Genomic DNA, 21,072 nt, shown 5'->3' on the forward strand with positions numbered 1-21,072 from the left:
GGAATCGCAACATCTGGAACCTCGTAGGGATTGGAAAAGCCCATGCAGCCACAGGTGATCTTGGAAGAATCGGCACCGAGGGACGGCCTCCAAAACGAAGCCCGCATCTTTTCGGTGGAGGAACGGGTGTGGCTGGTGGAAGCCCTGGCCGCCTGCGGGTTTCCGCGCATCCAGGTGGGGTCTTTCGTCAGCCCCCGGGCCGTGCCCCAAATGGCGGACACTGAAGCCGTCTATGGGCGGATCCAAAAGAGGCCGGGCGTGGTCTATTCGGTCCTGGTGCTCAATGAGAAGGGACTGGAGCGGGCCGTGGCCTGCGGGGTGGATCATGTGGCCGTCTTCACTTCGGCGTCCGAAACCCACAGCCGAAAAAACACCGGATGCAGCGTGGACGAAGGGCTCGGGCGTGCGGCCGCGGTGGTCCGCCGGGCGCTTGAGGCGGGTATGACCGTGCAAGCGGGCGTTATGAACGCCTTCGGATGCCGCTTCGATGGTTCGGTGCCTCGGGAGCGGGTCCGGAGCCTCCTTTTTTCCCTCAGGGAGGCGGGAGCTCAAGAGTTGTCCTTGGCGGATACGTCGGGCATGGCTCATCCCCGGCAGATGGAAGAGGTTCTGGAACCGCTTCTTGCGGATCTGGACGTGCCCCTGGCGCTCCACCTGCACGACACCTGGGGGTTCGCACTGGCCAACATCTACGCGGCTTGGAAAATGGGGGTGAATCGCTTCGATACGGCCTTGGGAGGCTTGGGGGGATGTCCCTTCCTTCCGGGTGCGCCCGGGAACGTGGCCTCGGAAGACGTGGTCCATCTCTTTGAATCCATGGGGGTTTGCACCGGCGTGGATCCGAAGCCGCTGGTCCGGGTGGTGAAGGACCTGGAAAGGAAGCTGGGGCGGGCCCTTTCGGGGCACTTCTCCAGGGTGCAGCCCACTGCGGCTTGTGAGGACGTGCGACCATGACGAAAGAGCGGAAGAGCTCGGGTGGACCCCTGGGAGGGGGTGCTTCGAAGGAAGAGACGGCCAAGGTCCTTCAATGGATGCTGGCGGCCGCCCTGCTGGCACTTTTTGCGGTGTGCCTGTGGCTCTTCTGGGATATCTGGGCGGCGCGAAAGGATCTGCAGGCTTTCGTCCACCAAAGGGCGGTGCCTTTGGGCGGCGTATCAGGTTCTCTTTTGGCCGAGTTGAGGGATTTATACCGCCAGGAGATCACACTCAACCTGATCCTGGCCTCCCTCATCCTGGTCATGGGAGTCCTTCTGGGCGGCTACGTGACCTACTGGGTCCGGTTGTCCGGGCGCATGCGGGACATCCAAAACATCGATCACTACATCCTCCAAAGCATCACGCGCGGCGTGATGACGGTGGACGAAAAGCAGCGGATCACCAGTTGCAACCAAGCCTTCGGCCGGATCTTGGGCCTATCGGCCTCTCATTGCATCGGAAGGGATTTTGCCTCCGTCTTTGACCCAGACAGCCCGTTTCGCCGAATGGTGGAGTGGGCCCTTCAAAGCGCCGGCAACATGGATGCGGAAGACGAAATCGTCCACCAGACTCCCGGTGGCGACGAAAAGCCCCTGCGCCTCACCACCTGCGCCCTGCGCAACGAAAAGGGGCGTCTCATCGGTGTCATCTTGCTGGTCAAGGATCTCACGTCCATCAAGGCCCTGGAAGAGCGGCTTCGCCGCCAGGAACGACTGGCCGCCATCGGTCATCTCACCCGAAGGATCCTCCACGAGGTGCGCAATCCCTTGAGCGCCATGGACCTGAACCTCCAACTGCTCCAGGAGCACCTGGAACGGCTGGGGGTTCACGATTCCAAGGCGGAGCGCTATCTGCGGGTGGTCTTTTCCGAACTCCGTCGCCTGGACAAGGTGGTGGGCGATACCCATCACTGCGTCACGCCACCTCCCGTGCACCTCAGGCCCGTGGTGGTGCAGGACGTATTGAATCAGGTGGCCGATGGGTTGCGCGCGTCTTTCGAACAAGGCGGCCATCGTCTGGAACTGGATTTGTGGCCGGACCCCTTGGAGGTTGCGGCTGACCCGGACCGGATCAAGGAGGTGGTGATCAACCTTCTGCTCAACGCCCTGGATGCGGTGACGGGCCGCTCCGGGCGCGTGTTCCTGCGCTGCCGTTGGGATCAGCGGACAAACCGGGTCGTGGTGGAGGTGGAAGACAACGGGACGGGAATTCCTTGGGAAAATCTTTCCAAGGTCTTCGATCCCTACTTCACCACCAAGCGGCGGGGTACCGGTTTGGGTTTGAGTGTGGTACACAACATCGTGAAACAGCACGGGGGCGAGATCCACGTCTCCAGTTGGGTGAACGAAGGGACGTTGGTCGTCGTTCATCTTCCGGGTCCCCAATCCAGCGAGATGGCGTCTCAGTGACCATGGAACCTTTTTCCATTCTCATCGCCGACGACGAGCCCAACATTCGCGAGGCGCTCCATGAGGCCCTGGCCGGTGAAGGCTATTGGGTGGCCACGGCGTCCAGCGGCCGCCAGACCCTCTCGCAACTGGAAGCGCGCCGCTTCCAGCTGGTCCTTCTGGACCTGGTGCTTGGGGATATGGACGGCATGGAGATCCTCAAGGCGGTCAAGGAGAAGTGGCCCAGGACGGAAGTGGTCGTGATCACGGCCTACGGCACCATCGAAACGGCGGTGGAGGCCCTGCGGGAGGGGGCCTACGACTACATGACCAAGCCGATCAATCTGAAGCGATTGAGAAGCTATGTCCAGAAGATCTGTCGGGCCAAGCGCCTGGAAGATGAAAATATTCGCCTCCGTGAGGAACTGAGCCGCGAGAGGCAGTACCGAAACATTGTGGGCTGCAGCGACGCCCTCATGGAGGTCCTGGATCTGATCGACCAGGTGGCGCCCACCGACGTGCCGGTACTGATTCTGGGGGAGACGGGAACGGGAAAGGAACTGGTGGCCCGGGCCATCCACCAGCGAAGTTTCCGGTCCTCCGGTCCTTTCATCAGCCTCAATTGCGGGGCCCTTCCCCCCGATCTGTTCGAAAGTGAGCTGTTCGGCTACGAAAAGGGGGCCTTCACAGGGGCCCATAACCGAAAGCCGGGCCGCTATGAAATGGCCCACGGCGGGACCCTCTTCCTGGATGAGATAGCGGAAATGGCGGCGTCCAGCCAGGTGGATTTCCTGCGGCTGCTGGAAGAGGGGGTCGTGCACCGACTGGGATCAACCCGGCCCCTGGAGGTGGATGTGCGGGTGTTGGCCGCCACCAACAAGGACCTGGAGGCACTGTGCCGCCAGGGGCAGTTCCGCGAAGACCTCTATTACCGCCTCAACGTGGTCTCCATCACCCTGCCCCCTTTGCGGGAAAGGAAGGAGGACGTACCGGTTCTGGCGGTCCATTTTCTGGAAGAGTTCAAGGAAAAGTACCGACGCCCCGAACTGGTCTTCGATCCCGGTGTGTTGGAAGATCTCAAGGCGTATTCCTGGCCGGGGAACATTCGGGAATTGCGAAACGCCGTGGAACGTGCGGCCGTTCTCTGTCGGGGGAACAAAATCACCCGACGGTTCTTTCCCTTTCTGGCCGATGTGTCAGGCCCCCCAGGGCCTTCTTCGGAAACGGTCCAGGAGCCGGCGGGTTACCCGGCGCCCTGGACTCTGGCGCAAGTGGAAAAGGCGCACATCGCCCGTGCCTTGGAATTCCACGGCGGCCACCGGCGAAAGACGGCGAAAAGCCTGGGGATCAGCGAACGGGACCTGTACTACAAAATCAAAAGATACGGGATCTCTGCCTGAAAGCCTACGGGGCAACGCCTCCTCCATGGCCCTCCCTGCTGAATGCCCCTCCCAGGGATGCTCCACTCTTTTGGGACACGCTGCCAAGAAGGTGCCCGGGAGCGGAACCCCCGCCTTTTTTCATTGGACGGGCGGGTTTTTCCGCGTCGTGAAAGGTCGTCTGCAAAGAGTGCGGCCGATTCCCCGGTTTCCCACCGCCCATACTGCAAGGTTTGCAGTCCCTCCGTTGCTGTTTCTTCGTGAACTCTGTAACTGGATGAATCCATAGACAAAAAAGATTCTTTCCGCCTGGCATGGGGATTGCTCCCTCAATAGGCCGTCGTCAGCGGCAACCCATCCGTGGAGAAGGAGGAAAGGATGCATTTGTGGCGTTTTTTGGATGACGATTTGGTGGTTCTCGATCTTCAGGCTCGGGATCGCATGTCGGCCCTGCGTGAGATCATGGAAAAGATCCCGCAAAATGGGAGGATTCGAAACAAGGAAAAGGCGCTGCGGGATCTTTTGGACCGGGAGGCGCTTTCCACCACCGGGATCGGTGGAGGCTTTGCTGTTCCTCACGTTCTGAGTGAAGAAGCCAACCTGCCCACCCTCCTCTTTGCCCGATCCGAGCAAGGGGTGGATTTTCAGGCCAAGGACGGCCAACCGGTCCATTTGATTCTGGTGGCCTTCGCCAATCCGCGAAAGAAGAACTTTTTCGTCCAGTGCCTCTACCATGCCGTTCAGATCTTGAAAGACCCCGAGCAGTTCCAGCGTCTCATGCAGGCGGCCACACCGGAAGAGGTTCTGAGCGTTCTGGGCCGTCGGGAAAAGCCCTTGGACAAGGCCCTGCTGCAACCGGCGGTCACCATCCCGGAGGACGATCCGCGCTGGAAGTGGCTCGATCCTCGACGGGCGGTGGGCGGTTGCCTGGCACGGGCGGCTTCGGAAGTTCTGGCCTGAAGACGGGGTGGTTCGATCTATGAGGCGGTACCTGGATTTCGCGCGTTTTTTGCGGCGGTTTCGTGTCAGTGACCAGACCTTTCTGATCGCGGTGGCCGTGTTGATCGGTGTGGTGGTGGGCTTCGGCACCTATGTCTTTGAGTGGATGCTCAAGGGGGCCGAACTTTTCTTTTTCCATCTGCTTCCGGCCTGGTTGGGACGGGGACGTCACGCTCTGGTGCTGGCGCCGGCGCTTGGCGGCATATTGCTGGCGCCTTTCATCTTGGCCTTTCCCAAGGAAGCCACGGAAGACGGTGTTCCCGCCACCATGGTGGCGGTGGCTCTGCGAAACGGCTTCATGAAATGGTCCCAAGCCCTGCTTCGCATGGTCATGTCGGCCCTTACCCTGGGTTCCGGGGGATCAGCGGGAAGCGAAGGGCCCATCATCCAGATCGGCTCGGCTCTGGCTTCCGGTATCGGCCAGACCTTGCGGGTTTCCGGCAATCGGCTGCGCATTATCGCGGCGTGCGGGGCCGCGGCAGGACTGGCTTCGATCTTCAATGCACCCATCGCCGGGGTTCTTTTTGCCCTGGAGGTGGTCCTGGGAGAATTCAACGTCTCCTCCTTCAGCCCCATCGTGATCGCCTCGGTGGTGGCCACGGCCTTCTCCCGGGGCTTTCTCCACGAAGAATCCCTGCTTCACCTGCCGTTTCACGAAAGCTTTCGAGCGGCCGAGATTCCCTTTTACGCTCTGCTGGGAGTGGCCGCCGGCATCGTCTCCGTGGTCTTCACCAAGGCCATGCACGGCATGGAACATTTTTTCCATCACCGTGTGGGCGGCCCCAGGGCGCTCAAGCCCGCTTTGGGCGGCTTGGTGGTGGGCCTGATCGGGCTGGGATGTCCGGAGGTCTTCGGATATTCCTATGAGCCCATTTTGCGGGCCATCAACGGCGAGATGCTCTTGACCACCCTGGCTCTTCTGGTGGTGCTCAAGGTGGTGGCCACGGCCTTCACGCTGGGCTCCGGAGGATCCGGCGGGGTCCTCTGCCCGTCCCTCTTCATCGGGGCCACCCTGGGAAGCCTCCTGGGAGGGCTTTTCCAGCAAGTGTTTCCCGGGCTGGTTCTGAGCCCCGGCGCGTATGGGGTCGTGGGCATGGGGGCCTTTCTGGGGGCGGTGGTGCAGGCGCCCATGATGGCCATCATCATGGTGTTCGAACTGACCAACGAATACACGGTCATCCTGCCCATGATGGCCGCCTGCATCATTGCGGCCTTGGTGCACAAGGGGCTGGTCCGCGGATCCATCTACACCCTGGGACTGGCACGCAAGGGCATCGACATCAACGCCGGCCGGGAGATGGGCATCCTTTCCAGCCTGACGGTTCAGGACATCATGGAACCGGAGGTGGTGACGCTTCCCGTCACGGCATCCTACGACGACGTGCTCCAAAAGCTGATGAAGAGCAACGGCAATTATGTGTATGTGGTGGACGAAAAGGGGTCGTTGGAAGGTGTCATCTCCTTCACGGACCTCAAGGAGTTCGTCTTTGAGGAGGGACTGGAGGAGGGACTGAAGGGGTTGGTGCTGGCCAAGGACCTGGCCAACAAGGAACTGGTCTTTGTCACTCCGGCCGAGACCCTGGCCTCGTCCCTCAACAAATTCAGCTTCATCGACATGGAACAGCTTCCGGTGGTGGAAGTGAACGGCTCCCGGCGACTCCGGGGCGTCATCACACGAAGCCGGCTGCTCAAGGCCTACCAACAGGAGATGCAAAAGAGGTTGCTCATGCAGCCGATGGATCAGCCGGAAGAGAGCACGACCCGGCAGTCCACGGCAAAGCAGCCCTGGTCGTTGGCAAAGACCGGATTCAAATCCAGCTCGGCGATTTCGGGATGATCCATTGCCAGGCGGGAAAGGGCCAGGAGCGTTTCCGTCACGGCGGAAAGGTCCACCGGGGCCTCGCTCCGCACCCCTTGGAGAAGCGGATAGATGCGAAGAGACCGGAGCAACCTGTCTGCTTCTTCCCGTTCCAGCGGAGCGATTCCCCGGGCCACGTCCCGGAAGACCTCCGTGTAGATCCCGCCCATGCCCACGAGAACCACGGGGCCGAACTGCGGGTCCCGACTGATACCCAAAAGCAACTCCTTTCCACTCAGCTGTTTCTGTACCTGAATGCCGACCAGGCAGTCGTCGGGTGACGTTTGCCGAAAGCGTTCCAAGAGATCGGAGAAGGCCCGTTCCAGGGACGACCGGTCGGTGATGCCGGTCACCACACCCCCGCGGTCCGACTTGTGGAGCCACTGGGGGGAGAGGATCTTGAGCACCACCGGATATCCCACCGATTCCGCCCACTGTGCGGCTTGCGACGCATCTCGGGTGACAAGGCCCGGAGCGGACGCGATCCCGTAGCTGCGCAGGATCTTTTCGGCCTCCGTTCCCGTGACAATGCCTTCCGGTGCCTCAAGACGCGCCGCCCCCGGTTCTGATCTTTCTTCCAGCATCTCCACACGCGGGGGATTTTGCTGGATTTGTCGGTAGCGGTAGGTGGCCGAAAGACCCAAGACGGCCTCGTCGATGCTGGCGAAACAGGCCACTCCCTCCATGGCGTCCAGCCTGGGGGCCTCGTCCTGGGCCCCGTCGCCGTACAGCCAAAAGGCCAGCGGTTTCTTGCCGGTATTTCGCTCCTGGATGCGCCGGGTGGTTTCGGGAAGGTGCAGGTTATCGTGGAGCGAGGAGGCCATGACCGGTGCGATCACGAGGATCCCGTGGACGTGGTCGCTTTCGAAGAGGGCGTTGCAGGTCTTTTCCAGTACCTCCGTAAAGGATCCGCCCACCATGCCCAGGGGCCAAAGATCCACCGGGTTTCCCAGCCGGTGCCAGGCGATCCTGGGATTTTCCAGTGCCGATCGGGCCGATTCGGGAAAGGGCGCCGGCTGGAGTCCCTGGTCCTCGCAGGCGTCGGCGGTCATGATGCCGCAGGCCCCGGTGGCCGTGGCCACGCCCAGCGCCGGTCCTTCCATGGGACGAAAGTTCAAAAACGCCTTGCACGCGGCTCGCAGCTCCACCATATTGCGAACCCGCACAAGACCCGCCTTCCGAAAGGCCGCATCAAAGACGGCGTCTTCGCCCACCAGCGATCCCGTGTGGGATAGGGCCGCTTTCGCTCCGGCTTTGCTCCGGCCCGTCTTGAAGACGATGATGGGCTTGCGGCCGGCCATGCGGGCGGCGGCTCGCAGAAATTCCCGGCCCCTCTGGATCCCTTCCATGTGCAGTACGATGATTTCTGTCTGCGGGTCCCGCTCCAGGTAGGGCAGCACGTCGGCAAAATGCACGTCGCAGCCGTTTCCGATGTCGATGGCCTTACCGATTCGCCCCGTGAAGGATTCGATCCCCACCTGAAGGACGCCCGACTGGGCCACCAGGCTGAGGGGGGGAGGGGACGGGTCCTTGGGAAGGTCCAGGAAGGCGGTGCTGAAGTGGGAAAAGGCGTTGAGAACTCCCATGGTGTTGGGCCCCAGTACGCGTACGCGGAACCGACGAGCCGTCTCCACCAGCTCCCTCTGAAGCTCCGCTCCCGCCTCGTCGGCATCGGCAAATCCCTGGCTGATCACGATCACGTTCCGGATGCCCTTTTGGGCACACTGCTTGAAAACGGGAAGCACCCGGTCCCGTCCCACGGAGATGACCGCCAGTTCCGGGACCTCGGGCAGGGCCTCCACGGAGGGAAAGGTTGGGAAGCCCAAGATGTTCGGCACCTTGGGGTGGATCACATGGATCTTTCCCTGGTAGCCGTAGCGGAGCATCATCTCCAGGTTGTTGTAGGCGCCCACGCCCGACTGTCTGGGTACGCCGATGAGAGCCACCGATGCGGGATTGAGGAATCCGTCCACAGTCACCTCCTTGGGGATCGAACCACGGTCAGTCCAGTTGAGCGACGCCCGGAACCTTATCCGGTCGCCATGGGGGAAAGGATCGCCATTGGCGCATGTTTGAACTCTTGAAACTCTTTCTAGATGGCGGCCCGAAGGCTGTCAATGGGGAGTCCGCGACCGGGTGGCAATCGGCCTTCAGGAGGCCATAGAGCCGCTATCCCCTTGGGTTGGTTCCTATCCGTGGACCGTGGCCTTTCCCCCAGATCCCATGGGGGCCAGACAGCCCTTGCGGGGCGACATCTTCGGTTCAGCCCCATGACGCGTCTTGCCTCGGTTGTTCAGGTAACGTTGTGAAAAACTTCATGCTTGACTTGGCCTGAAAAATCCATTTTGCTGCATGTTACCGCTTGGAGGCGTCCCGCCATCGACTACCCCCGATGGAAAGAGCCTCCGACTCGAACAATCCCACGATCACCTTCACGACTGCGGAACCTGTACCAATCTCCTCTGATTCGTGCACCATCCAGGAACCTGATCCTGCTTTTCAAGAACCTGCCGGATCCGGGTGATCGCCTATCTATTCTCTTTGAGGGGCGTTCCTGTGCCGTGCCGACGAGGCCGGGGCGCCCGGTTTGTCATACGGAAGCCTGGGCTGTGGGGCAGGAAAAATGACAGGACCGGTGAGAACATGGATCGGGAGTTTGTTCGAAGCGTGCTGGCAAGAGCTTTCCCACGGTGCCCAAAGCACCGCCTGGAGCCTGGTTCGAAACGACGGGGCGCGGGTCCTCTCGCTGGTCAGGGATTCGGAGCGTTTCCGAGTGGTTCACATGGAGCCTGTTTCCGCAGGCCTGTGGATCGGTCTTCTGGGCGTGCGTTACGGGGAAAGGATCCGCTCCGGGGAGTCCGGGGGAGACGTTCGCTCACTGATGGAACAGCACGGGGACGACGGCCGCTGTTGGGTCTTTCTGCTGCAGACGGGGAGGGGCAAACGGCAATGGCTCCCGCTGGCCACTTTCCTGGAGGATGCCGAGGGTGATCAGCATCTGCTGGAAACGGCCGTGGCGGTCTCCCCGCAGGTGGCCCCGGTTTTCCTGGGTGCTCTTCAGCTTCTGGTCACCCGGCCCGTGGATTTTTCCCGGTTCGATGCCCACGGGGACTTTCTGGTGCCCGGGGGGCACAACATCGTGGAACGCCACAGCACGGAAAAACGCACCCGCCACCTTTCCCGCCGGGTCCAATTGGATGCGGCACGATGCACCCACTGTCTCCAGTGCGCCACACTGTGCGGCGAGATGAAGGTGCAGGTGGGTCCCCAGGGAGCCCGCCTGCTCGGGCCCGTTCAGGACCATTGCACCGATTGTGGGCTGTGTCGCATGCGCTGCCCTTATCTCATCTCCGTCGCCAGGCAGGAAGAGCAACTCCCGATTTCCTATCGCCGCGTCCTGCTCCAGCGAGGGGTGGGAATCCATCTCTACGGCCCCGAGGCCGAACAGTGGAAAGAGGCGCTCCATCGGTTGGAAAGGGAGCCATCGCATCAGGTGCCCATCCGGTGCACGACCGTCTTTTGCCGGGACGGCGATCCGAGTCTCTTTCCTGCGGTACGCCAGACCCTTTTCCGGATCGATCCCGAGGAATCCAGCCGGGATTCCGTCCTTTCCCGGGGACTGCTCATGACGGAACGGGAAGAGGGAACGGCCCCTCGGCTGATCTTTCGATCCCGGACCGTGGCGGGAATCCTGTGCGCCACCGATTCGGGTCGGGTGGAGCGGGATCTGGTAGGGGCGGCCCAGGGGCTGGGCTGTGAAGTGCGGGCAGCGGCCTTGCCGTTCGTTGCGGAAGATGAGGACGAGGGCGAAAACGGAAGGCCAGGACTCGAGCGGCGTTTGCGCTTTCCTTCCAACCACGTGGTGCGCGGCCTGATCCGGGCCGGGCTCTGGGACGATCGCCCCATGGAGCGGCTTTGGGAGGCGGGAGAAGTGGACATGATCCTGGCGCCGTCTTTCGACGACGTCTCGGCCGAGCTGGGACGCGCCGCGATTCGAGAGACCGGCCGCGATGCCCTTGTCATGGCGCCTCACGTGCCGGAGCGCCTGCCCGTGACACAAAGCCCCTTGTTGAACGCCCTGGCCCGGGAGCTTCGCCGGATCTTTCCGGCCCATCCCGAACTCCTGGAACGGGAGGCCCGGTTCGCCCGCCGTCTTCTTTCCGATGTGCGGCGCCATGCGTCCCTCATACACGCCCGTTACCGGCCGTTGGCCTTTGCCGGGGGGCATTCCGCCTGCCCTTCCTGTGCCGAAGCCCAAGTCTTGGCCATTCCCGTCACCATGGCCCTGGCCATGAGCCTGGCCCGGGGTGAAATTCCCCAGGTGGCCTTCACGTGTGAGACCGGCTGCATGAGCGAGACCCTCAACAAGATGAACGAAGTGGCCCAGAAGGTTCCGGGGGGCCGCACCGTCTTCGGCGGAGGGTTCGCCTTCGGCGAGGCCATGGCATCGGTGTGGGACCGGGCGGTGCGCATGGGGCTTCTTCGCAAGGGACGTCGCTACGTGGTGAGCCAGGGCGGTGACGGCGGTGCGGTCATCGGACTACCGGCATGGCTGAACGCCTTGCGCCAGCAAGCGCGCCTCATCCCGGGCCGGCATGCCAACACCCTGCACTTTGTTACCATCACGGACACCCAGGTCTATTCCAACACCGGCGGGGAGAGTTCCGCCACATCCATGCTGGGCATGGGGACGCTCACCACACCCATCGGCCGGTTTCTCCTGGGTAACCAGCGCATTCAATGGAACCTGATCAATCTGGCTTCCGAATTTCCCGGCGTGCTGGTGGGGCTGGGCCACAGCGCCGGCCGCACAACCAATCAGGCATTCTGGCACCTGGCCGATCAGCTGGGCATGTCGGCGATCCGCTGGGACGTGACCCCTTGTCCGGAGACGGGAAAGTTTTTCGGAGAGGACCCGGATGATCTGGCCCGAGTGATGGCCCAGGCGGGCCTGCTGCCGGAGGTGGTCTTCTTCGGCCGGTATCGCAAGCGGGTGGCGCCCTTACATCCCGAAGACGAGGACAAACCCTACGATCAGTGGTGCCGAACACCTCGGCCGATCCTGGACTGGATCTCCCGGGATCCCCGCTACAAGGCCCTCCTGAAGAAAAACCCGCTCACGGGAGAAGCCGAACCTCGAAATATCACGGCCCATTTCCTCATCCTGCAGCTGGAAACCTTCCGCAACCAGCTCAACTGGGAGATCGACCTGGAGACCCACCTGGTGCGCCAGGCCGAAGGCTGGGTGGACGGGTTTCTCCAAGAACTTCGCCGGGAGTGGGAGTCGGCCCGGGCCCATCCCCACGGGTTTCCCTACGGGTTTCTTTTCAACGAGCGGGGGGAATGGAAGCCGGAATTTTGCCACACACTTCGCCGAGACCTGATCGTGCGTGTGCTGGGCTGGGACGATCTCCGTCGGTATGTGGAGCTGCGGGACGCTACTTGGGACGATTCCGAGCGCCGCTGGCGGAGCGTCTCCCGGGCGCTGGAGCAACTGGAAGCCTATGAACGGGAAGCGCTGGGGGATCTGGAAGGTTCGGACCGTGCCCTGACACAGGCGGCCGCTCGGGCCAAGGAAGCCTTGACGGCGGTCCAAGGCGCCTTCCAGGAGCTTCGGGAAGCGGTGCGCCGCCAGATGGAAAAGGACTGGCTGGGTCGGGAACTTTTTGGGGGCGCTCCCGACCCGTCGGTGCGGGACGTGTCCCAGCAAAGGCGGCGTCATCTGCGCCGAACCCTGGATCGCCTGTTGGAAGAACGGGCGGTAGCCGTTTTTCACGAATTGCAACAGCATCGCTTGTCCCAACAACTGAAGAAGGAGTTTCTTGAATCCGGCGGGATCGTTCGGGCCGCCCACCGCACCGTTTCGTCGCCGGAGCGGGAAGAACTGCGCCGGAGGGTGGCTGCCTTCGGACCTTTTTCCATTGCGGTGGCCAGTCTGGCCGGGGACCGGGGGATCGCCATCAACCGGGTGTTCGCCCAATTCCTGGCAGCCCAGGGCGCCTGGGCGGGGATGGCGTGGCAGTTTGGATCATCCAAGCGGGGCACACCGGTGCTTTCGGCCACCTTCGTGGACAGCCGGCCTCTGGATCGCAAGGACGCCATGTTCGCCTTCCCGTGCGCGGTTCTGGTGAACACCAACTTCGAGGAGATGAAGCGGGATCCCGACCTGTTCTTTGGTCAGCTCCGGTTTGGGGGAACGCTCATCTTCAACCACACGGCGGATCCGGAAAAGCTGTGGCGGGAATTGGTGGGTTATTACCCGGAAGAGATCCGGCAGGTGGTGACGGCCCTTCGGGAGCAGGCATGGAGAGAGGGCGAATGGCCGCGGGAGCGCCTGGAGCGGGCCCTGGGCGAGGCCCTTTCCCAGATCCCTTCCGAAGGCTCCCTTCGGGATACCTGCCTGGCCATGGTTTCGTGCCGTGTGCTCAGTGTGGACATGGACGGCCTCATGGAACGCGCGTCGGGCCGAAGCGGCCTGGTGTCCAACCTGGTGGCCGTGGGGCCCATCTTCCAGGCGTTGGAAGATGGCGGATTTCCCCTGGACTGGGAAAAGGACCGGAAGCTGCTGATCCAGGGCTTTCCGGGAGCGGTCCTCAAAAACCCCCGGCTTCTGTCCCACTACGAAACGGCCATGGATTTGGCCCGCCGGGACTATCGTGAATTCCCATCGCCGGTGCGGGATATGTCCTCGACCGGGATGCCTTCGAAAACGGGCGGAGACGGTCAAAAAGAGCGGTGCGAGGCCGATCCGGGCGATTCCCTCATGATCATGGGCGGCACCCTCGCGGGCATGGTCCTTTCCCAGATTGCGCTTCCCGAGCACCCCCTCTTCTACGTGGGGTTTCCCATCACCCCGGCCGGAAACCCCTTTTATGCCATGGCGGAAGCCTTCGCCAACGGCCATCCTCACATTGTGGTGGACGAAAACAATCCGTCGGAAAAGGTGGCGGCGGAAAAGCTCCTGGGCGTGGCCCGAACGGGCTGTTTCCTGCCGGTCACCTGCACGGCCTCCCAAGGCTGGCGGCTCTTTACCGAGATCATCCCCCAGTTCGTGGGAGCGCGCCTGGAGGGGATCTTCGTCTTGGCCAAACGGGCCCTGGCGGCTCCCAACCTGAATATCGAGGAAAGTCACACTGATTTCATGAGCTTTCGGGACGACGGCGGGATCATGCTGGCGCCCAAAGGCATCCAGGAATATGTGCCGAGCCTGTATTTGGCACGGCTTCTGACCCATTTTGCCAAGCTTCCCGTGATCGTCTCCATCGGCGGGATCACCGACACCCACAAGATCGGCCTGGTGCGGGTGCCTTCGGACGTGCAGGTGCGCCGGTGGCTTCGGGCCACGCTGCGCGGATTCGATTTTCTTGAGGACCGCATCGTCAACCGCCAGGGAAGGCGCGTGGTCCATGGACCCAGCTGTACTGCCGCCACCTACCAGGAGACACAGTCCGAGCTGGAAAAGGCTCATGGGTTCGTCCGTTCCGTGTGGCCCCATGCGGTGAAAGCCGTGGAAGAGCTGACCGGTGTGCGGCTGGACCCCTTGGAGGTACGGGTGGCCGGGGGACCGGACGGCGCCCTTTCACAAGGGGCCCTGGAAACCCTCTTGATCCTTCAGGGATCCCTCGTTCCCAATGCCGTGGAGGCACTTCAGCAGCTGGAAGAAGAAGGCTGGCGCGGTCTGGCTTGCGTATCGGTCCGGCTCATGAACCCGTTTCCAGAAAAGGAATTGCAAGCGCTCATATCCCGCGCCTCCAGGGTGGTGGTGTTGGATCGATCCAACAGCTTCGGATCCGTGCCGCCTCTGGCATCCCGAGTCTTCAACGCCGTGGCCCGCATGGCGGGGGGATCGTCGCCAAAGCCGCTTCTTCGCTCCCTGGTGGGAGGTCTGGGAGGGCGGGAAATCACCGTGGAGGAGATGAAAGCCGTCCTGTTGTCCTCCCATCTTCTCCTGACCCCTTCCGAACCGTGGGAAGAAGAGCTCTTGAGCCAATGGGTGGAGTCGGATCCGGAGATCCGGGATATGGTGGAGGAATTGGTCGCCTTGGAGAGGCGATCCATCCGTCGTCACACCCGGGTGCCCAGGCACCTGCAGCCGGACCGGCACGGACCGGTGGAGCAGGAGCAAATCCGCCGGGCGCTCCAGGAAAAGATCCGAAAAAAGGATATCGTGGGGCTTTTGGCCCACTACGGCCAGGTGGAATTCGTCGCGCCCAGAGAGGTTCTGGGCGAAACGGAGCTGCGCCGCGAACTCGTCCTCTGTCTGGAGCGCCGCTTGGCCTTGGAAGCGTCGCAAAAAGGCCTCAAAGACTGGCGTCGGGCCCTCCTGCTGGCTCTTTACGGCAGGCCTGAGGATCTCCATGCGGCCAGAGAGCTGATGCCCCGCCAGGGCGGACTCCCCTGCTCGGCCCACCTTCTCAGACGTCATGGATTGGCGGAGGCGGCCTTGGACCGTGCGGATGGCAGCGGATCCACCCAAGTCTCTGGGCCAGGATTCCACCCGTCTGACCGTTCCGATACACCGGCGTCCTCCTTGGATGTTTGTTCCCTTCCTTCGGATGGGCCTTCTGAGGGAGACGAAGTCCCCGTCTTTGGGGTGGATGAGAGCGAAGCGGCTCGCATCGAGGCCTTGGTCAAGGCCTTGGTGCGGGATGGGGAAAGCCGTCCCCTGTTCTTCAATCCCGAGGACTACGACCACGCCGTGGTGGAAGGTCTGGCCAAGGATCCCTCTTCCCAGCTCGCCTCCCTGCTGGAAGGGGTGCGCAAGGGTTCGGAAGGTGATCCAGACACGGCGGAGCGGGAATGGGACGAACGGGTGCAGGGCTACCTGTGGGCCTATCGGGATGTGATCGATCATGCGGTGCAGCGGGAGGTGCTCAGCCGGACCTATGCTCCCGAATTGATCCAGCTCTTCGAGGGGGACGGACTGAGACGGCTGGAGTCCCTGGCCGAGGAACTGAAACAAGCGCCGGGCGTGGGGGATCTGTGCGAAGCGCTGGAGGGATTCCTCCGGGAACGCGTTTTTCCAGGTCTTCCCAAGTCTCCGGAATTTTATCTGGAATACTTCCGGACTTGGGTTTGGCCCCACCTGCGGGCCCAAGGCGTCCGCCCATGACCCGGGAGGCCGGCCCCGACCTTCTGGATCGAAACGCGGGCGATCCTTGTGATGGGTTTCACCGCTCGGACTCATCGGGACCGCACTAGGGCAAGCCTGGTCTCCGTGAGGGGTGAAACGAGCGGTCAGGAGCCTGACCGGAAGCGCCCAAGTTGCTCCCTTGTTGTACGGACGGAAGGTTGGGACTACCAGGCGGGGCCGTGCTGCCGGTCTGGCGTTTCAGTAGTGGGAGTGGGTTCCGAACCCGCCCCACCAAAGCTCAAAAAAGAGCCACAGGGCACAGTGGAATTTCAACCAGTTGGAAATCCCCCGAAAAGGCTGAAAGGCCATTGTCGGACAAGTCCCTGATGGACGTTCTGCAAAACCTCCTTTCGAAAAGGGAAAGGCCATGGATCGTTTGAGCACCCTGAAAAAGACCTTCGATGAGGTGGAACGTGGGCTTCCTGGAATGCCTTTCCGGACTCAACCGGTGGAGGATTCATGGGGAGACGCCCCCGCTTCTCAGGATCTCTCCTTCGAACAGTTCCTGGAAAGGGTGGGCCGAAACGGTCGGGCGGCCTTGGGCCGAACGGCCAGGGAGACGGCGGCGGTTCTGGGAAGAATTTTCGGCCTCTCCCGGGAAGGGGCGGCGCTGGTAGCCAGGGTGGAAGAGAGCCTGCGGGCTCTTTTTCAAACGGATCATGCCTTCGGGGTGGAGGAAGGCAACGGGGTTTCCTGGGCGTGCCTTCGGGACTTTCGTCGCCTTTGGTTTGAGGCCGTCTCCAACGGAAGGGAAGGGGAGCGGCTATTTCCCGGCCTGGCCCATGCCGCCCGAGTGGGTTTCTTCAATCGGGAGCCTGTGGATATCGCCCCATGGGTTCGGTGGATCCTTCAGGTGGAACACTATCACCGGACCGACCCGGCACGCCATGAAGACCGGCTCGATCGCTACCGCTTTCTGAGGCAGGATCGCCCCGATGCCCCGCTGGTGAGGGCGGAAGACCTTCTGGTGTGGACCGAACAGGAACTTTTTCGAGACTTTCCGGCGCGGCTGGAGGATAAGGCGCAGCTATGCGCCCGGTCCCTCCAACACCGCCTGGCCCCCGGGATCAGCTACCCCGAACCGCTCCCGGCCCTGATCTACCTGTTGCTGCGCTGCCATCGCTTCTGCCTCTCCGAGGTCCTGGATCCAAAAGGAGAAGAACGGGCGCTGGTGGTGGAAGCGTCCCGCCAGATCCAGTCACTGACGGATCTCATGCTCCTCATCTACCGGCGGTGTCTGCCAAGGGCCCCGCTGCCCGACGCCGTGAGCGTGCTGGAGGAGTTGGTGCAGGCCGGGTTCAACGTGGAGCATGAAACATTCAAGGATCCTTACGTGGCCTCCCTGGTTCCTCCCGATCAGACCCCCACTTTTGATGAGGCCGTCGTTCGCCTCTTGGTGGATCCCGAAACCCTGACGGGCGATTTGGATCGGGACTGTGGAGCCAGTTCCGCCTTCTGGTTGGATGCGCAGCGGCAGGCGCTGGAGGCGCTGGACAGGGAAGTGCGGGACATGCATTGCGCATTGGAGCGGCCTCTTCCCCGCAAGGATCTTCTGCGCCGCTGCCTTCGTTTCATGGTGAGCTGGTCGTTGAGCGGGCACCTGCGTGAGGACCTCCCCCAGGTGTCCCAGCTGGCGGGCAAGGTCCGCGCGTGCCTTCCGGAAGACCTGATCCGCTGCTTGGTGCGCCAGAGGCGGGGCTTCGAGGTGACGAGCCGCAAAGAGCTTCAGTCCCTGCTGGAAAAGGAGTGTGAACGGCAGTTGAGCGTGCTGGAAAAGGTCCTCTCGGATGGACGCCTGGAGGGGGAGGCGGATTTCCAGGTGATGGTTCGACTGGCCGCCCTTTCCAGCGTGCCGTTTCCCGAAAAGGAAACAGGTGAAGGGTTCCCTCTGGCCCGGCGTCTGGAGGCCGTTTTGAAACGACTGGGTTCCTTTTCCCGGACTTCGGAACTCCTCACGCGAGATTTCCAATTTTTCTTGGAAACCCCGTTTCCACCCCAGGGGACTCCTTTCGAAATGGTGGAGGCCGTTCGCTGCGTGATCCCCCGCGAGGCCGTCGTGGTGGGACTTGGCAAGGAGGGATTTTCTGAAAAAGAGGCGGCTGAGGCCTATGAACGCACCTTGTGGGATTTCGCCGGTGCCTTCCATCGGCTGACGGTTGCCTCCCGGAGCCCGCATGTCTCGTTCGACTCGATACCGGAACCCGAAGAGCTGCAGAAGCTGCTGGCGGTCCTGGTGGCTCCTCTCGGCGAACTGCAGGCGTCCCAAGAGACGGCGGCCTTGAAAGAGTTTCGGTCCAGGTTTTCCTTCTTTCTGCGCCGTCACGACGGTCAGCTTCTTCTGCGCGATCAGGAATGGGAGGTGGCCGCTGCCCACTGGGCCGTCACCGTTTTGGGGCCGGACCTGGACAGGGTGTGGGAAACCCGTCGGCCTGATGAGATCCGAGCCTGCCTGGAAAAGGAGGCGGGATCTTGGGACGCACCGGCGGACATCGCCCTGAGAAATCCTGTGGCTCGCCTGGTTCTGGAATGGATGGATCCCGGAGGCCAAGTGTCGGTGGATCCCGATCTGGTGCAGGCTCTGGTTGATCGACTGCCGGGCTTGGACTGCGGGTCCTGCGGGGAACCCAGATGCCGCCGGTTCGCCCTGGGGCTCCTCGCAGGGCGCTACCAGCCCAGCGGTTGTGGACACCTGACGGCCCCACGGAGCCGGGACTTGCAACAGAGGCTGCAGCAGATCCTGGCAGCAGCGGGAGCTTCCCGAGTGTCCCGGTCTGTCTTTCAACTGATGGCGGACCCGGGCATGTGGCGACGGATTTCCCGGCGCCATCCGCTCAAAAGGGCGGTCAAGAACGCACTGGGCGTGAAGCGCCAAAAGACGAGACGGATCTTGATGCAGAAACTGGAAGCCCTCTGGGACTCCATGGAGCGGAAGCCCGATATCTACCGCCGGCCGGACGTGGAATCCTTCTACCGGGCACTGGTGGAGACCGTGGGTTTTGAGGCCGCTGAAAGAATAACCGAAGAGGAGCGGCGCTGGCTGGTTCAATACGGCCGCAGAAGGGTGGATGCGGAATGGGCGCGCTTGGAGCTTCGGCGCGACTGGCTGAAGCTGAGCCGCCTCAAAGTGGCGAGCCGGCCGCGTCTGGAAGAAGCCGACCCGGTGTCCGTGGCTGAAAGGGCCTACGACAAACTATTCTACTTGAGCCAGCTGGACGAGGAGGACCGGCGCCGGCTGCTGCTCCGCAGACTGGAAGCCCACGAGGACGGTTTTTCCCTGTGGTGGAATCAGGACCTGATCTCCATGAATCATCCCCGGTACCTGATCGACAACTGGGAAGAGTTTTCCAAGGTGGTGAAGAACGCCTACTGGCACCAGGAGGATTTCCCCGCACCCCGCCGCCTGGCCCGTGAAATCTACCGGGAATGGTCCCACGGGGGGGAAGTGGAACGGTTGGCTGAAGACTGGATCGGCTTCACGGTCGAGAATGCGAGGCAGCGACTGGCAGATCAAGGGGCCGAACGAGGTGAGACCTCCAAGATGCTGAAAGATGTGTCGGATCTGCGACGGGTTTTGGAAGGTCTGGTGATGCGGATTGAAAAGGAAAGGAACGGGAACGGTTCCGGTCGGGCCGAAGGAGAGCCGAACCCACCGATCCGAGACGCACTGTGGCAGGCCTTTCAGCAGGGCGGCTATGTTTTCCATCCGGATTTTTCTGTCAGCCGAGAGGACTTGGAGCCGTGGGAAAGGGAGCGGCTTCAGAGCCGGATGGACGGATCGGGAGAAGTGTTTGCCGGCCCAATGCCCCCGGACACAGCGGCCCGGGTGCTGGTGGAGGCCACGGCCAAGAGGTATGAACGGCAGAGACAGGTGGCCGATTGGCTGGAAAAGACCCTTGACGACACCTCTCCACAAAACCTCCCGTCCGGTGCTCTGGAGTCGTGGGTTCAGGACATGCTCCGCCGGGGTGCGTCAACCCGGGAGGTGGCAGAGCGGATCCGGAGCTGGTTTGCGACGCACCCCGTGTGGAAGGAGGAAATTCTGGTGGAGTGGATCGGTCGTCTGACGGCCATGGCCCGATGGCAGGATCTGGTGTCCGCCTTTCCCGGCGTGGTCATCCAGGAACTCCACGTGCCTTTCTTGCAGCGCTTTGCCGATCTCCATCCGGAATGGTTCCAAAGGATTCAGGACCGGGTTCGGCGACATGGGGATTTCGACCGGGAGCGACTCCTGCACTACCTTTTTGTCCTGGCCAAGATGGAGGGAAACCTGGACGTCATCACGGGACTGCTCCGGGAAATCCGGGAGACGTCGGATGTGATCGAAGCGGCCTGGCTCCAGTTCACCAAGGACCGACTGGCCGAAGGGCCGCCGCCCGCACCGTCCAGGACCCTGCCAGCCGGCATCCCCCTTCTGGCGGGAAGGATCAAGGACAAAGAGGCCTTGTACCGCGCACTTACGGAGGGCGTGTCTCGCTCCGAAAAACGAGCCGTGGGCGACGCAGTGCGCGAACTGCTTCTCTTCATGCGGTTTCACATCGTCCAGCTTCCGGAAACGGTGGAGGATCCCGAGCTGGGGTTCCGGGCTTTTCTGGATGCCGGATACAACCTGGAGGGGCTGGACCCCGAGGTTCTCCATCGAGCCTTTGTCCGGGAATGGCAGCGCCGGTCGGCTCACGGGGACAACCGCATCTGGATCATGACCATGGCGGTGGCCAGGCGCTGCGCGGCGCTCAGCCCTGAATTGCAGGAGGCCGATCGGGCTTTCGTCAAGGTGCGCCAGCACCTCCTGAAAGAGGAAACGGCTCGCGAGGTGGATGCCATCTGCCGTGCCCGGGGCATCGCTCTCGGCAAGGTCAAAGAACAGGTCTATCGGGAGCTGTCCGAGTTGCTGGAGCGGGAGCGGCTGGAGTCTTTCCGGAAGAGAATTCGACAGATGGTCCAGCAACTGGACCGGAAGCGCCTGGAGATCGTGAAAAGCTGGGTGTGCGGCGAGATCAACCGTTTCAGCGTCTTCCATATCCTGCGGCAGCGCCAAAAGGGCGGACCTCCCCCCTCGTCGGCGGACTTTCGCCGTTTCATCGTCGACCAATGGATGGTGAAAGCCGAAGACCTTCGTTGGGGCGAAAAGGAAGATGCGCACGAGCGCCTTCAGGAGTTGGATGAGTCGTTCCAGGCGCTGCTGGGCGTGGCTCTTCTTGAGCTGGAAAAAGAGGCGCGGTCCGAGGCGGAACGGGCCCTGGAAGTGTGGCGGTCTGAATGTGAGGAGCGAATCCGCCAGGTGGTGGCTCGAGCCTTTATGGTGGCGGAAAACGCTTGGCAGTGAAGGGCGAGGGGAGGGGG

The 21,072-nt window shown here is 62.3% G+C and carries 9 protein-coding genes; 7 read left to right on the top strand and 2 right to left on the bottom strand.

Annotation, left to right across the window (positions count from 1 at the left end):
* The first annotated feature begins 42 nt into the window (after window positions 1-42).
* From B9A12_RS01900 to B9A12_RS01920, 5 genes are all read left to right on the top strand, one after another.
* Complete coding sequence (locus B9A12_RS01900) at window positions 43-954, top strand: hydroxymethylglutaryl-CoA lyase (RefSeq protein ID WP_084055841.1); 912 nt, start codon at window positions 43-45, stop codon at window positions 952-954.
* Window positions 951-2,384, top strand: coding sequence for a two-component system sensor histidine kinase NtrB (locus B9A12_RS01905; protein WP_084055842.1), 1,434 nt, complete (start codon window positions 951-953; stop codon window positions 2,382-2,384). Before B9A12_RS01900 ends, B9A12_RS01905 begins: the two co-directional genes overlap by 4 nt.
* A gap of 2 nt (window positions 2,385-2,386) precedes the next feature.
* Complete coding sequence (locus B9A12_RS01910) at window positions 2,387-3,763, top strand: sigma-54-dependent transcriptional regulator (RefSeq protein WP_084055843.1); 1,377 nt, start codon at window positions 2,387-2,389, stop codon at window positions 3,761-3,763.
* A 357-nt stretch (window positions 3,764-4,120) separates the two neighbouring features.
* On the top strand, window positions 4,121-4,702 hold the full coding sequence (locus tag B9A12_RS01915; RefSeq protein ID WP_084055844.1) for a PTS sugar transporter subunit IIA: 582 nt from the start codon (window positions 4,121-4,123) through the stop codon (window positions 4,700-4,702).
* Between the two features lie 19 nt (window positions 4,703-4,721).
* Window positions 4,722-6,578: a chloride channel protein gene (locus B9A12_RS01920; RefSeq protein WP_084055845.1), complete on the top strand. Its 1,857-nt coding sequence runs from the start codon at window positions 4,722-4,724 to the stop codon at window positions 6,576-6,578.
* On the opposite strand, the gene B9A12_RS01925 is transcribed toward B9A12_RS01920, so the two are convergent.
* Together B9A12_RS01925 and B9A12_RS17730 are read right to left on the bottom strand one after the other, a co-directional pair.
* Window positions 6,482-8,572 carry an acetate--CoA ligase family protein gene (locus B9A12_RS01925; RefSeq protein WP_139796437.1) on the bottom strand — a complete coding sequence of 697 codons (2,091 nt, stop codon included), beginning with the start codon at window positions 8,570-8,572 and terminating at the stop codon, window positions 6,482-6,484. The genes B9A12_RS01920 and B9A12_RS01925 overlap by 97 nt on opposite strands.
* Window positions 8,573-8,954: 382 nt before the next feature.
* Window positions 8,955-9,077: a hypothetical protein gene (locus B9A12_RS17730; RefSeq protein ID WP_281247888.1), complete on the bottom strand. Its 123-nt coding sequence runs from the start codon at window positions 9,075-9,077 to the stop codon at window positions 8,955-8,957.
* A 178-nt stretch (window positions 9,078-9,255) separates the two neighbouring features.
* Here B9A12_RS17730 and B9A12_RS01930 point away from each other — a divergent pair, with 178 nt between their 5' ends.
* A complete protein-coding gene (locus tag B9A12_RS01930) occupies window positions 9,256-15,711 on the top strand; it encodes a hypothetical protein (protein ID WP_084055847.1) in 6,456 nt (2,151 codons plus the stop codon).
* Between the two features lie 388 nt (window positions 15,712-16,099).
* Entirely contained in the window at window positions 16,100-21,055 is a 4,956-nt protein-coding gene (locus B9A12_RS17195) for a (Fe-S)-binding protein (protein WP_084055848.1), read from the top strand.
* Window positions 21,056-21,072 lie beyond the last annotated feature (17 nt).

The sequence above is a fragment of the Desulfacinum hydrothermale DSM 13146 genome, assembly GCF_900176285.1.
GTDB classification, from domain to species: Bacteria; Desulfobacterota; Syntrophobacteria; order Syntrophobacterales; family DSM-9756; genus Desulfacinum; species Desulfacinum hydrothermale.

What these genes read in the sequence shown, in the direction of transcription:
- B9A12_RS01915 (WP_084055844.1), top strand. Translation starts at nt 4,121, where the DNA reads ATGCATTTGTGGCGTTTTTTGGATGACGATTTGGTGGTTCTCGATCTT.
- B9A12_RS01910 (WP_084055843.1), top strand. Translation starts at nt 2,387, where the DNA reads ATGGAACCTTTTTCCATTCTCATCGCCGACGACGAGCCCAACATTCGC.
- B9A12_RS17195 (WP_084055848.1), top strand. Translation starts at nt 16,100, where the DNA reads ATGGATCGTTTGAGCACCCTGAAAAAGACCTTCGATGAGGTGGAACGT.
- B9A12_RS01920 (WP_084055845.1), top strand. Translation starts at nt 4,722, where the DNA reads ATGAGGCGGTACCTGGATTTCGCGCGTTTTTTGCGGCGGTTTCGTGTC.
- B9A12_RS01905 (WP_084055842.1), top strand. Translation starts at nt 951, where the DNA reads ATGACGAAAGAGCGGAAGAGCTCGGGTGGACCCCTGGGAGGGGGTGCT.
- B9A12_RS01900 (WP_084055841.1), top strand. Translation starts at nt 43, where the DNA reads ATGCAGCCACAGGTGATCTTGGAAGAATCGGCACCGAGGGACGGCCTC.
- B9A12_RS17730 (WP_281247888.1), bottom strand. Translation starts at nt 9,077, where the DNA reads ATGGTGCACGAATCAGAGGAGATTGGTACAGGTTCCGCAGTCGTGAAG.